Genomic DNA, 12,217 nt, shown 5'->3' with positions numbered 1-12,217 from the left:
GTGCCGGACCGGTGACCGGGGCCACGACATCGGCGTGAAGCCGGTCACAACCGGCTGCCGGTGGCCGGCCGGCGGCGGGAGGATGCGCGGCATGACCCCTGCCGTGCCCGACGACGCGCACACCGGCCTGTTCACCACGATCGACCACGTCGGCATCGCCGTGCCCGACCTGGACGAGGCGATCGCCTTCTACGCAGCCACCTTCGGCATCCACTCGGTCCACGAGGAGGCCAACGAGGAGCAGGGCGTGCGCGAGGCGATGCTCGCCGTCGGCGACGGCGAGACGCGCATCCAGCTGCTCGCGCCGCTGACGCCGGAGTCGACGATCGCGAAGTTCATCGACCGCTCCGGCCCCGGGATGCAGCAGCTGGCGTTCCGGGTCGCGGACCTGGAGGCGGCGAGCGCCACCCTGCGCGAGCGCGGGATGCGCCTGCTCTACGACGCCCCCCGGCGCGGCACGTCGGGCAGCCGGGTGAACTTCGTGCACCCCAAGGACACCGGCGGGGTGCTCGTCGAGCTGGTCGAGCCCGCTCCGCACGGATGAGTTGCCTGGGTCACACACCCTGGTCAGCCGGAGCTACCCGCCAGTAACCTCCGGCCACCGCACTGCACCCTCCGAGCCAACGACGACCCGGGAGCGCACGCATGGACCAGATCAGGGACGCCGTCCTCGCCGACCAGCTCGACGCGATCGGAGGGCTCCCGACACCGGGGTCCTACCGCGCCGTGCTGGTGCGTAAGGACGAGCAGCACATGTTCGACGGCCTGCCCACCAAGGACAAGGACCCCCGCAAGGCGCTGCACGTCGAGGAGGTGCCCACCCCGGAGATCGGGCCGGGCGAGGCGCTGGTCGCGGTGATGGCCTCCTCGGTCAACTACAACACCGTCTGGACGTCGATCTTCGAGCCGGTCTCGACCTTCGGCTTCCTCGCCCGCTACGGCCGGCTCAACGACCTGACCCGCAAGCACGACCTGCCCTACCACGTGGTGGGCTCGGACCTCGCCGGCGTCGTGATCGCGGTCGGCCCCGGGGTCAACAAGTGGAAGCCCGGCGACGAGGTCGTCGCCCACTGCCTGTCCGTCGAGCTGGAGGACCCGGCCGGCCACGACGACACGATGATGGACCCGCAGCAGCGGATCTGGGGCTTCGAGACGAACTTCGGCGGCCTGGCCGAGCTGTCCCTGGTCAAGAGCAACCAGCTGATGCCCAAGCCGGCGCACCTGACCTGGGAGGAGGCGGCCAGCCCGGGGCTGGTCAACTCCACCGCCTACCGGCAGCTGGTCAGCCACAACGGCGCGAACATGAAGCAGGGCGACGTCGTCCTGATCTGGGGTGCCTCCGGCGGGCTCGGCTCCTACGCCACCCAGCTGGCGCTCAACGGCGGCGCCATCCCGGTCTGCGTCGTCAGCAGCCCGGAGAAGGCCGAGATCGTGCGGTCGATGGGCGCCGAGCTGGTCATCGACCGGTCCGCGGAGCAGTACCGGTTCTGGAAGGACGAGGAGACCCAGGACCCGCGCGAGTGGCAGCGGCTGGGGGCGAGGATCCGCGAGCTGACCGGCGGGGACGACGCCGACATCGTCTTCGAGCACCCCGGCCGGGAGACCTTCGGCGCCAGCGTCTACGTCGCCAAGAAGGGCGGCACGATCGTCACCTGCGCCTCCACCAGCGGGTTCCTGCACTCCTACGACAACCGCTACCTCTGGATGAACCTCAAGCGGATCGTCGGCTCGCACTTCGCCAACTACCGCGAGGCCTGGGAGGCCAACCGGCTGATCGACCGGGGCCTGATCCACCCGACGCTGTCCAAGACCTACGCCATGGACGACGTCGGCCAGGCCGCCTACGACGTCCACCGCAACCTGCACCAGGGCAAGGTCGGCGTGCTGACCCTCGCCCCGGAGGAGGGCCTGGGCGTGCGGGACCACGCCAAGCGGGAGCGGCACCTGGCGGCGATCAACCGCTTCCGCGACGTGTGAACCGCGTCGACCTGGGAGTTCCCTGGGTGCTGCCCCCGACACGCTGACTGCGCCGCGGGATCAATGCGAGGATGAGGTCATGAGCGACCCCCGCGACGACGAGTTCGGTTACCGCGACGGCGGCCCCACCTTCGACGTGGTGCGCAAGGGGTACGACCGCAACCAGGTCGCCGAGACGCTGGCCAGCCTGGACGCCGACCTCGGGGTGGCGCTGGCCGACCGGGACGCCGCCGTGGCCCGGTCGGCCGACCTCGCCCGTCAGCTCCAGGCGCTGCACGGCGAGGTCGAGTCGTTGCGGCGCCGGGCCGCCAGTGCCAGCGCACCCACGTTCGAGAACATGGGCGAGCGCATCTCCAACATGCTGCAGCTCGCGCAGGACGAGGCGGCGGAGATCCGGCGCTCGGCCGAGGAGCAGGCCGCCCAGCTGCAGGCCGCCGTGGCCGCGGAGGCCGAGGCGATCCGGGAGCGGATCGCCGGCGAGGAGCGGGCCCTCGGGGAGCGCTCGGCCGCCAGCCGGGCCGAGGCGGAACGCCTGGTCGCCGAGGCACGGCAGCACGCCGAGCAGATCGCCGCGGTCGCCCAGTCCCGCGCCGACGAGCTGGTCACCAAGGCGCAGGAGCGGGTGGCCCGGCTCGACGCCGACTCCCAGGGCCGCCGCGCCAAGGCCGAGCAGGACTTCGAGATCGCCCAGCGGGCCCGCCGCAGCGAGGCCGCCCGGCTGGAGCAGGAGCGCGAGCAGACGTCGATCGCCGCCGCCCAGCAGCGGATCGCCGAGGCCGACGAGCGGGCCCACCACACCCTCACCGAGGCCGAGGCCTCGGCGGCGGCGATCCGGGCGGTCCGGGACGACCTGACCCGCCGGCTGGCCGACGTGCGCACCCTGCTGGGCCGGCTGCCCGACCTCTCCGACCAGGTGCCGCAGGCCGAGGACGCCCGGCCGGCGGCCCCGGCCGAGCCGGTGCAGCAGCCCGAGGCGGCGCCGTCCGCTGCCGACTCCGCGCCGGACCGGCCGTCCGACGCCGGCCCCGCCACCGAGGAGCAGCCCAGCGCCCCGGAGCGTCCGGCCGCGCCGCCCGCCGCGGAGCCGGCGGCCGCCCAGACCCAGGCCAGCCAGCCCGCGCCCACCGAGACCCAGGCCGTCCCGGTCCAGGCCGCGCAGACGCAGTCGGTCCCGGCCCAGTCGGTGCCCACGGGCGGCGCCCAGCAGCCGGTCCGGACGCCGGCCCCGGCCCACCCGACCCAGCAGCAGGCACCGGGTGCGGACCGGACGACGGCGGAGCAGCCCGCGGCCGAGGCGCCGCAGCAGCGGCCCCAGCCCGGCGTGCGGCAGACGCCACCGGTCCCGGCCCGCGGTCCGGTCACGCGGGTCCAGCCGACCCCGGCCGTGCCGGCCGGTCAGGGTGGTCCGCCGCCGGCCCACCGGGGCTGACCGCAGCCTCTGCTCCTCGACGGCCCTCTCCGGCGCACCCCGCCCGCGCTGCGGGAGGTCGAGGCGACCGACCACCACCGGAGAGGAGCACCGTGTCCCGGCTGTCCCGGAGCGCGCTGCTCGCCGTGCTCAGCGCCGGCCTGTGCGCGCTCGGCCTGCCCCTCGCCGCGGGGGCGGCCGCCGCACCGGCGGCGGACAGCGGCCTGGTGAGGACGGCGCACCTCTCCCCGGACACCCCCTCGGTCGACGTCACCGTCGACCCGGTGTCCGAGCCGGACGCGGAGGTCGTGCTGCCCGCGGTCGGCTACGGCGAGGTCTCCCCGTACCAGCGCGTGCCGGCGGGCAGGTACACGGTGAGCGCCCGCGCGGCCGGGGCGGACCCGGGCAGTCCTCCGGTGCTGTCCACCACGCTCACCGTGGCCCCCGGGAGCGCGACCACGGTGGCCGGCGTCGGGCTCTTCGCCGACCTGGGCCTCGCCGTCCTGACCGACGACCTCACGTCGCCGCCGACCGGGTCCGCCCGCGTCCGGGTGCTGGACGCCGCCGCGACCGGCTCCCCGCTGGACGTCGCGCTCGGCGGGGGCACCGTGCTCGCCACCGACCTGGCCTTCCCCGGCTCGACCGACCCCGTCGACGTGCCCGCGGGCGCCGGCACGCTCACCGTGACCGGTGACGACGGCGCCCCCGCCGAGCTGCCCGTCGACCTCGCCGCCGGGTCCGTCCAGACCGTGCTCGTCCTGGACCGCGAGGGGGGTGGGCTCAGCGTGACGACCGTGCTGGACGCCGCCGGCCCCGGCGTCGTGCCGGTCGGTGGCGTGGAGGCCGGCGGCGGTGGCACCGCGACGGACGACGGGCTGCCGGTCGGCCGCACCGCGCTCGCCGTCCTCTCGCTCACCGCCCTGCTGCTGGCCGCCGGCCAGTACCGCGTCCGTGAGATCCGGACCGGCCGGCGATGACTACACCGACGAGCCGGTCCGGCCGGCGCACCCGGCCCGGGTCGGCGGTGCTGCGGGCAGCACTGCTGGTGGTGGCCGTCGTCGCCGGCGGCGCGGCCCTCGTGGACCAGCCGTCCGACGCCGCGCGCGCCCCCGCGGTCGCCTCACCGCCCGCACCGGTGGCCCTCGGCGCCACAGCGGAGTCCCCTGGGTCAGCGGGGTCCGTGGCGGCGGCGGGCCGCACGGTCGCGGCCCCGGCCGGGCTGCGCATCGCCGCGATCGGCGTGGACACCGACCTCGTCCCGATCGGGGTCGACGACGCCGGCGCCCTGCTGCCCCCGGCGGACGTCGCCCAGGCCGGCTGGTTCGCCGCCGGACCGGTGCCCGGCGAGGTGGGCCCGGCGGTGCTCACCGGGCACGTCGACGACCACACCGGCCCGGGGGTGTTCTCCCGGCTGGCGGAGCTGACCGCGGGAGACGAGGTGGTCGTCACCGGCAGCGACGGCCGGCCGGTGACGTTCACGGTGACCCGGGTGGCCGCCCACCCCAAGGACGACTTCCCCACCGAGGAGGTCTACGGCCCGACGACCGGGGCCGAGCTCCGGCTGGTCACCTGCGGCGGCGACTTCGACCGCTCGCGCCGCAGCTACACCGACAACGTCGTCGTCCTAGCGACCGCCACCTGAGCCGGCGGCACCCGCCCTCCGGCCCCGGTGCAGGGGCCCGCCGCGAGCGTGCGAGTGGTGGGGGGCACCGGGGTCCTTTCTCAGCGCCGGCGGCCGCGGGCCCGCCAGCACACGGTGTGCCAGTGCCGGCGCCAGTCGGCGGCCGAGTCGGTGTCCCACGGGTCCAGGTCGGAGTCCCGGGCGTAGGCCGGCCAGGTGACCACGTGCGGCGTCCGGGGCGGGATCAGCTGGTCACACCCCGGGCAGCGGTAGCTCTTGTCGCTGCCGGCCCCGGTGAGCGGCCGCACCACCCAGTCGCCGTCGGAGGCCTCCTCGACCGGCTGCCGGGCCGCCACCGGCCCACGCCCCGGCTGCGTGGTCCGGGCGCGGCCCGGACCACGCCGTGAGCCCCCTCGGCGCGGCACCGGTCAGCGGTTCGCGTGGTCGCGGAAGCCGCGGCCGGCCTTGCGGCCCAGGTAACCGGCGGTGACCAGGTGCTCGAGCAGCGGCGCGGGGGCGAACCCGGGCTCGCGGAACTCCGTGTACAGCTCCCGCTCGATCGCCAGGGCGACGTCCAGGCCGACGACGTCCAGCAGCTCGAAGGGGCCCATCGGGTAGCCGCAGCCGACCTTCATCGCGGCGTCGATGTCGTCGGCGGTGGCGTAGTGCGCCTCCAGCATCTTGACCGCGTCGTTGAGGTAGGGGAACAGCAGCGCGTTGACGACGAACCCGGCGCGGTCGGTGCAGGACACCGCGTGCTTGCCCAGCTGCGCGCAGAGCGCGTGCGCGGTGGCGGCGACGTCGGGTTCGGTGGCGATCGTCGAGACCACCTCGACCAGCTTCATCACCGGCGCGGGGTTGAAGAAGTGCAGGCCGACGACGTCGCCGGGGCGCTCGCTGGCCTTCGCGCACTCGATGACCGGCAGGCTGGAGGTGGTGGTGGCGAGCACCGCGCCGGCCTTGGCGATGTCCCCGAGCGCGGCGAACAGGGCCTGCTTGACGCCCAGGTGCTCGACCACGGCCTCGATGACCAGGTCGGCGTCGGCGAGGTCGTCGAGCCGGGCCGAGCCGGTGACCCGGGCGAGCGCGGCGTCCCGCTCGGCCTCCTCCAGCCGGCCGCGGGCGACCTGCTTGTCCAGCGACCGGGTCAGCGCGTGCTGCACGGCCTCGACCTTGTCCACGGTGCGGGCGACGAAGGTGACGTCGTAGCCGGCCTTGGCGACCACCTCGACGATCCCGACGGCCATGGTCCCGGAGCCCACGACGCCCACGCTGCGGACCGGGCGCGCCCCCTCGGCGGCGCCGCCGGTGGCCGGCGTCGCGGCGTCCGGGACGACCTCGGCGGAGTCGCGGCCGGCGTAGGTGTAGAAGCCGCGGCCGCTCTTCCGGCCCAGCAGCCCGGCGGTCATCATCTGCTTGATGATCGGCGCGGGGGCGTGCAGCCGGTTGCGCGACTGCTGGTACATCGTCACGAGGATCTCGTAGGCGGTGTCGATCCCGATGAGGTCCATCAGCGCCAGCGGGCCCATCGGCAGGCCGCAGCCCAGCCGCATCGCGGCGTCGATGTCCTCGCGGCTGGCGTAGCGGTTCTCGAACATCGAGACGGCGTGGTTGAGGTAGCCGAACAGCAGCGCGTTGGCGATGAACCCCGCCTTGTCGCCGATGGTCACGTCGATCTTGCCCAGCCGCGCGGCCAGCGCCTCGACGTCCTCGACGACCGAGGGCTCGGTGACCACGGTGCGCACGATCTCGACCAGCTTCATCACCGGCGCCGGGTTGAAGAAGTGCATCCCGATCACCTTGCCGGGGCGGCCGGTGGTGACCGACAGCTCGGTGACCGACAGGCTGGAGGTGTTGGTCGCCAGGATGGTGTCCGGCGGGCAGATCGCGTCCAGCTTCGAGAACAGCTGGGCCTTGAGCTCCATCCGCTCGGGGATGGCCTCCACGACCAGCTCGGCGACGGCGAGGTCCTCCATCGCGGTGGTGAACCGGATCCGGGACAGGATGGCGTCGCGGTCACCGGCCTCGAGCTTCCCGCGGGCGACGGCCTTGCCGGTCGACTGCTCGACGTGCGCCCGTCCCCGCGCCAGCGCCTCGTCGGTCACCTCGACCGCCGTCACCGACAGCCCGGCCCGGGCGAGCACCTCGGCGATGCCGGCGCCCATCGTGCCCAGCCCCACCACGCCGACCTCGGTCAGTTCTCTGGCCACGGTGCCGTCCCTCCGCCGTCCGGTGATCGCGAGCAGTTTCCCACCACCGGCCTCCCGGGGTGCTACCGGCCGGTAGCCGGGGCCCCGTCGCAGGGGCCCGCCGCGCGCGGAGCGGGTGGTGGGGGGCGACGGGGCCCTCCTAGAACAGGCGCTGGGAGGGGTCGTCGGTGCCCTTGAGGACGGCGTAGTCGACGGTGAGGCAGTCGATGCCGCGGTCGGCGGCCAGCACCCGGGCCTGCGGCTTGATCTCCTGGGCGGCGAAGACGCCCTTGACCGGCGCCAGCCGCGGGTCGCGGTTGAGCAGCTCCAGGTAGCGGGTCAGCTGCTCGACCCCGTCGATCTCGCCGCGGCGCTTGATCTCGACGGCCACCGTCGCGCCGCCGGCGTCCCGGCAGAGCAGGTCGACCGGGCCGATCGCGGTCGGGTACTCGCGGCGCACCAGCGACCAACCGGCGCCGAAGGTCTCCACGTGCAGCGCGAGCAGGCGCTGCAGGTCGGCCTCCACGCCGTCCTTCTGCAGGCCGGGGTCGACCCCGAGGTCGTGCCGGGAGTCGTGCTCGACCGACTCGATCGTGATGACCAGCTGCTCGCCGGCCTTGTTGGTGACCGTCCAGGTACCGGCGCCGTCGACGAGCTCGTCCTTGAGCGCGCACGGCGGGCTCATCCAGTTCAGCGGCTTGTAGGCCCGGTCGTCGGCGTGGATGGACACCGAGCCGTCGGCCTTGACCAGCAGCAGCCGGGTGGCGGGCGGGAGATGGGCGGTGAGCCGCCCGATGTAGTCCACGGAGCAGCGGGCAATGACCAGGCGCACGGACGTCGACGCTACCGGCCGCCGGAGCCGCCCTCCGCACCGGCGGGGACCCCGCCCGGAACCCGCCGGGCCGCCGGGCCGTGTACTCCCCGTGCGGAACCCACCTGCCCTCCGTCCCGCCGCCGGCCTGCTGCTGGCGGTCTCGCTGCTGACCGCCTGCGCCGAGCGGGGCGGGGCCGGGGCGGCGCCGCCCGGTCCGTCCAGCGCGACGCCGACGGGGTCGGCCGACGTCGCGCTGCCGGCGGGCGAGGACACGCTGGTGGTCCAGGTGGCCGACGTCGGCGGCTTCACGACGCCGGAGATGCTGGCCGGGCGGCTGCCGATCGTGAGCGTCTACGCCGACGGCCGGGTGATCACCCAGGGGCCGGTGCCGGAGATGTACCCCGGGCCGGCCTGGCCCAACGTCCAGGTGCAGGAGGTCGACGAGGCCACCGTGCAGCAGCTCGCCGAGCGGGCGCTGGACGCCGGCATCGCCGAGACGACCGACCTGGGCTCCCCGCCCCTGGCCGATGCCACCTCCACCCGGTTCACCCTGCACACCGCCGACCGGACCGTGCAGCGGGAGGTGTACGCACTCCGGGAGACCGCAGGCGTCGGTGGGCTGCCCGGGGAGCCGGGCGCCGGTGGGCTCACCGAGCAGCAGGAGGAGGCGCGGGCCCAGCTGCAAGACCTGCTCGACGAGCTGACCGACCTCTCGCAGACCCTGTACGGCGAGGGTCAGCCACCGGAGTCCTACCGACCGGAGGCGGTCGCGGCGCTGGCCGGGCCGTGGACGGAGCCGGGTGACGACCTGACCCACCCGGAGGTGCCCTGGCCGGGGCCGGCGCTGCCGGGCGAGCCGGTCGCCCCCGGGGTGACCTGCGTAACGGCGACGGGCGACCAGGCCCAGGACGTCGCCGACGCGGCCCGGGACGCCACCACCCTGACCCCCTGGGTCGGGGCGGACGGCGCACGCTGGTCGATCACCTTCCGCCCGCTGCTGCCGCACGAGTCCGGCTGCGCCGACCTGACCGACTGACCGCGGTGTGCTCCCCGGGCCGCGGCCCGGGGAGCGCCCGGATCACACCTGCTGCGGCGAGCGCAGGTCTGCGTCCACCCCGTCGCGCTGCTCGACGGGGGCGAGCGGGTCGGCGGTGCGGGTGGAGTTGAACCGGTCGAGGTCCAGCAGCCCCTCGCGCTTGGCGACGATCGTGGGCACCAGTGCCTGGCCGGTGACGTTGGTGGCGGTGCGACCCATGTCCAGGATCGGGTCGACCGCCAGCAGCAGGCCGACGCCGGCCAGCGGCAGCCCCAGCGTGGACAGCGTGAGGGTCAGCATCACCACCGCGCCGGTCACCCCCGCGGTCGCCGCCGAGCCCACCACCGACACCAGGGCGATCAGCAGGTAGTCGGTGATCGAGAGGTCGACGTCGAAGAACCCGGCCACGAAGATCGCGGCCAGCGCCGGGTAGATCGCCGCGCAGCCGTCCATCTTCGTCGTGGCGCCGAGCGGGACGGCGAACGAGGCGTAGCTGCGCGGGACGCCGAGGTCGGCCTCGGTCACCCGCTGGGTCACCGGCAGCGTGCCGATGGAGCTGCGGGAGACGAACGCGAGCTGGATGGCCGGCCACGCACCGGCGTAGAAGCGCAGCGGCGAGAGGCCGTGCAGCTTGAGCAGCACCGGGTAGACGACCAGCAGCACGATCGCCAGGCCCGCGTAGACAGCGCCGACGAAGACGCCCAGCGAGCCCAGGGACCCCCAGCCGTAGCTGGCCACGGCCTTGCCGATCAGGCCGACGGTGCCGATCGGGGCGAGCAGGATGACCCACCAGAGCACCTTCTGCACGATCGCCAGCACCGAGCGGGTGACCGACAGGAACGGGTCGGCGGCCGCGCCGACCTTGAGCGCGGCGATGCCGATGGCCACCGAGACGACGATCAGCTGCAGGATGTTGAAGCTGACGCCGTCCGCGCCGCCCTCCAGGCCGAGGAAGTTGGCCGGGACGAGGCCGGTGAGGAAGTCCCACCACGACCCCGAGCCCCCCTCGTAGGTGGCCAGGCCCGCGTCGACGGAGCTGCGGTCACCAGGCCGGGTCAGCAGCCCCAGGCCGATGCCGATCGAGACCGCGATCAGCGAGGTGATGGCGAACCACAGCAGGGTCTGGCCGGCCAGCCGCGCGGCGTTGGAGACCTGCTTGAGGTTGGCGATGCTGACGATGATCGCGGTGACGATCAGCGGGACGACGATCGCCCGGAGCAGTCCGACGAAGGTGTTGCCGATGGTGGTGAGGGTGCTGGTCAGCCAGTTGGCGTCGGTGCCGGGCACCAGGACGCCGTCGACGAAGGAGCCGGGGACCGGGCCCATCGCGCGGGCGACCAGGCCGAGGGCGATGCCGATGACCAGGCCGAGCAGGACCTGGACCGCGAACGGGACGCGGCGGAGACGTGCGAGCACGGGGAGTGCCTCTCTGGGCGGTGCGGGGGTGGTGGAGGGACGGGGACCGTGCGCGCCCCTAGCGGGAGGTGGTCATCCGCCCGTGGTCGACGACGCGCCGCCGCGTCAGCCCCCAGAGATCGGTCACGTGCAGGCGAAGGCGCACACCGCCGCCGGTCATTCCGCGGGGTGAGCCGGATCATGATCGCGGGCCCGCGACCCGGGGCGGGCCCGCCGGAAGACGCCGCCCCGTCATCCTCCCGGTGGACGCCGGTGACGACTCCAGGTGGATGTGCCCGGCGGGCCGGCCGAGCAGGCTCGGGGCATGCCGTCCCCGGGGAGCCGACCGTGACCGACGCCGTCCTCGGGTGGGTCCAGGAGCTGATGGCCTCGCCGTGGGTGTACCTGGTGCTGTTCTCGCTGGCCGCCCTCGACGGCTTCCTGCCCGTCGTGCCCGGCGAGAGCGTGGTGATCACCGCCGGGGTCTTCGCCGCCACCGGGCAGCCGGACCTGGCGGGGGTGGTCGCGGTGGCCGCACTGGGCGCCTTCGCCGGCGACCACGCCTCCTACCTGATCGGGCAGCGGGCCGGCCCCCGGCTGCACGCCGGGGCGCGGCCGGGCAGCCGGCGCCGGGCGGCGCTGGACCGGGCGGGCCGGCTGCTGGCCGCACGCGGCGGCGTCCTGCTGGTCACCGCCCGGTACGTGCCGGGGCTGCGGACGGCGGTCACGCTGACCGCCGGGGCCGTGGGCTGGCCGCTGCGCCGGTTCACCCCGTTCGCCGCGCTGGCCGCCCTCACCTGGGCCGGCTGGTCGGCCGGCGTCGGGTACGTGGGCGGGCTGGCCTTCGAGCGGGACCCGCTCCGTGGCCTGCTGCTGGGCCTCGGCCTGGCCCTGGCACTCGCCGCGCTCGGCGAGGGCCTGCGGTCCCTGCTGGGACGGCGCCGGACCCCCGGCGACGCGGTGGCCGAGCGCGCTCGGGCCGAGGTGGGGGCAGGCTGACCGGGTGAGCGCCGCCGAGAGCATCAGCCCCACGTCACCCCGGCCGGTGCGCCGCACGGTCTTCACCCAGGGCTGGCGCGACGTCACCTTCCTGCACTGGGCCGTCGACCCGGCCCTGGTGGCCCCGCTGCTGCCGGCCGGCACCCGGCCCGACGAGCTGGACGGCGTGACGCACGTCGGCCTCATCCCCTTCCGGATGCGCCGGATCGGCCTGCTCGGGGCGCCGGGGCTGCCCTGGCTCGGCTCCTTCGCCGAGACGAACGTGCGGCTGTACTCGGTCGACGACCAGGGACGGCGGGGCGTGGTCTTCCGGTCGCTGGAGGCCGACCGGCTGCTGCCGGTGCTGGCCGCCCGCTGGGTCGCCCGGCTGCCCTACCTGTGGTCCCGGATGAGCACCACCCGCGACGGCGACCGGATCACCTACCGGGCGGCCCGCCGCTGGCCCGGCCCCCGGGGCGCCGGCGGCACCGTCGCCGTCCGGGTGGGTGACCGGCTGGCCGACCCCGGGCCGCTGCCCCGGTTCCTCACCAGCCGCTGGGGGCTGCACCAGGAGACCCGGGGCCGGCTGGCCTACTGGCCGAACGAGCACCCGGAGTGGCCGCTGCACACCGCGGAGCTGCTCCACCTCGAGGACGACCTGGTCGCGGCGGCCGGTCTGCCCACGGTGGGCGGGGCCCCGGACAGCGTGCTCTTCTCCCCCGGCGTCGACGTCCGGTTCGGGCCCCGGGTGCCCTGACCCGGGGTGGTGCGGGCGACCCGCCGGTGTATCGGGACGAGG

The 12,217-nt window shown here is 75.1% G+C and carries 12 protein-coding genes; 8 read left to right on the top strand and 4 right to left on the bottom strand.

Going from position 1 to position 12,217, the window contains the following annotated elements:
• Nucleotides 1–91: 91 nt before the first annotated feature.
• The 5 genes from mce (at nt 92) to FB380_RS11810 (ending at nt 5,027) form a co-directional block, all read left to right on the top strand.
• Nucleotides 92–544: a methylmalonyl-CoA epimerase gene (mce, locus tag FB380_RS11830; RefSeq protein WP_166755213.1), complete on the top strand. Its 453-nt coding sequence runs from the start codon at nt 92–94 to the stop codon at nt 542–544.
• Nucleotides 545–645: 101 nt separating this feature from the next.
• Nucleotides 646–1,977: a crotonyl-CoA carboxylase/reductase gene (ccrA, locus tag FB380_RS11825; RefSeq protein WP_166755212.1), complete on the top strand. Its 1,332-nt coding sequence runs from the start codon at nt 646–648 to the stop codon at nt 1,975–1,977.
• A 79-nt stretch (nt 1,978–2,056) separates the two neighbouring features.
• Entirely contained in the window at nt 2,057–3,406 is a 1,350-nt protein-coding gene (locus FB380_RS11820) for a coiled-coil domain-containing protein (RefSeq protein WP_166755211.1), read from the top strand.
• 92 nt (nt 3,407–3,498) lie between these two features.
• On the top strand, nt 3,499–4,362 hold the full coding sequence (locus FB380_RS11815; RefSeq protein WP_229682094.1) for a DUF4397 domain-containing protein: 864 nt from the start codon (nt 3,499–3,501) through the stop codon (nt 4,360–4,362).
• Nucleotides 4,359–5,027, top strand: a complete 669-nt coding sequence (locus FB380_RS11810) for a class F sortase (protein WP_188959602.1) — start codon at nt 4,359–4,361, stop codon at nt 5,025–5,027. The genes FB380_RS11815 and FB380_RS11810 overlap by 4 nt, the downstream gene beginning before the upstream one ends.
• An 80-nt stretch (nt 5,028–5,107) precedes the next feature.
• On the opposite strand, the gene FB380_RS11805 is transcribed toward FB380_RS11810, so the two are convergent.
• The 3 genes from FB380_RS11805 to nucS form a co-directional block, all read right to left on the bottom strand.
• Complete coding sequence (locus tag FB380_RS11805; protein WP_229682095.1) at nt 5,108–5,362, bottom strand: hypothetical protein; 255 nt, start codon at nt 5,360–5,362, stop codon at nt 5,108–5,110.
• Between the two features lie 72 nt (nt 5,363–5,434).
• Nucleotides 5,435–7,216, bottom strand: coding sequence for a 3-hydroxyacyl-CoA dehydrogenase family protein (locus tag FB380_RS11800; protein WP_166755209.1), 1,782 nt, complete (start codon nt 7,214–7,216; stop codon nt 5,435–5,437).
• Between the two features lie 139 nt (nt 7,217–7,355).
• A complete protein-coding gene (nucS, locus tag FB380_RS11795; protein ID WP_166755208.1) occupies nt 7,356–8,027 on the bottom strand; it encodes an endonuclease NucS in 672 nt (223 codons plus the stop codon).
• A 91-nt stretch (nt 8,028–8,118) separates the two neighbouring features.
• Here nucS and FB380_RS11790 point away from each other — a divergent pair, with 91 nt between their 5' ends.
• Nucleotides 8,119–9,045 carry a hypothetical protein gene (locus tag FB380_RS11790; protein ID WP_166755207.1) on the top strand — a complete coding sequence of 309 codons (927 nt, stop codon included), beginning with the start codon at nt 8,119–8,121 and terminating at the stop codon, nt 9,043–9,045.
• 42 nt (nt 9,046–9,087) lie between these two features.
• On the opposite strand, the gene FB380_RS11785 is transcribed toward FB380_RS11790, so the two are convergent.
• A complete protein-coding gene (locus FB380_RS11785) occupies nt 9,088–10,461 on the bottom strand; it encodes a dicarboxylate/amino acid:cation symporter (protein ID WP_166755206.1) in 1,374 nt (457 codons plus the stop codon).
• A 327-nt stretch (nt 10,462–10,788) separates the two neighbouring features.
• Here FB380_RS11785 and FB380_RS11780 point away from each other — a divergent pair, with 327 nt between their 5' ends.
• Nucleotides 10,789–11,439, top strand: a complete 651-nt coding sequence (locus FB380_RS11780; protein WP_166755205.1) for a DedA family protein — start codon at nt 10,789–10,791, stop codon at nt 11,437–11,439.
• A 4-nt stretch (nt 11,440–11,443) separates the two neighbouring features.
• On the top strand, nt 11,444–12,175 hold the full coding sequence (locus FB380_RS11775; protein ID WP_166755204.1) for a YqjF family protein: 732 nt from the start codon (nt 11,444–11,446) through the stop codon (nt 12,173–12,175).
• Nucleotides 12,176–12,217 lie beyond the last annotated feature (42 nt).

Origin of the sequence: Modestobacter marinus, from assembly GCF_011758655.1 — a bacterium.
Taxonomy (GTDB): domain Bacteria; phylum Actinomycetota; class Actinomycetes; order Mycobacteriales; family Geodermatophilaceae; genus Modestobacter; species Modestobacter marinus.
The sequence above is the reverse complement of the archived record's forward strand: the minus strand, read 5'-3'. Positions and strand labels throughout refer to the sequence as shown.

Excerpts from the sequence above, each read along its gene's own strand:
- FB380_RS11820 (WP_166755211.1), top strand. The coding sequence starts at position 2,057 with ATGAGCGACCCCCGCGACGACGAGTTCGGTTACCGCGACGGCGGCCCC.
- ccrA (WP_166755212.1), top strand. The coding sequence starts at position 646 with ATGGACCAGATCAGGGACGCCGTCCTCGCCGACCAGCTCGACGCGATC.
- mce (WP_166755213.1), top strand. The coding sequence starts at position 92 with ATGACCCCTGCCGTGCCCGACGACGCGCACACCGGCCTGTTCACCACG.
- FB380_RS11810 (WP_188959602.1), top strand. The coding sequence starts at position 4,359 with ATGACTACACCGACGAGCCGGTCCGGCCGGCGCACCCGGCCCGGGTCG.